This is a genomic window from Bradyrhizobium cosmicum (assembly GCF_032290525.1).
GTDB lineage: Bacteria > Pseudomonadota > Alphaproteobacteria > Rhizobiales > Xanthobacteraceae > Bradyrhizobium > Bradyrhizobium cosmicum_A.
Genome location: NZ_JASXTA010000114.1, coordinates 1 through 332 on the forward strand (window position 1 = coordinate 1; position 332 = coordinate 332).

1 protein-coding gene is annotated in these 332 nt (G+C 63.6%); it reads right to left on the minus strand.

Annotation, left to right across the window (positions count from 1 at the left end; translation table 11 throughout):
• A partial coding sequence (locus QSV46_RS39285) for a YihY/virulence factor BrkB family protein (protein WP_314964031.1) occupies positions 1 to 332 on the minus strand: 332 nt, incomplete at both ends.

Below are 332 nucleotides of genomic sequence, written 5' to 3' on the forward strand. Positions count from 1 at the left end.
GTTTAGCGCGACCCGCAGCGCCTCGACGCCGTTGGAGGCGAAATAGACCGCCAGCACCGCGCCGACGGTCAGAATGTCGCCGCGCGTCGTCGTCAGTACGTCGTGGATTTCGCCTGACAGCGCGTCGGCGACCTGTTGCGGCCAGGTTTGAAGCAACAGTCCGACGGCCCCATCGGCGAGTTCCTTGGAGCCGAAAAAGCCAGCCAGCGACGTCAGCACGATCAGGAACGGAAATAGCGCCATCAGCGTCGACAGCGCGATGTGGCTCGCGATCGCCCAGCCGTCATCGGCGAGGAACGTGTAAAACGCCTCCATGACGACGAGGTAGACGT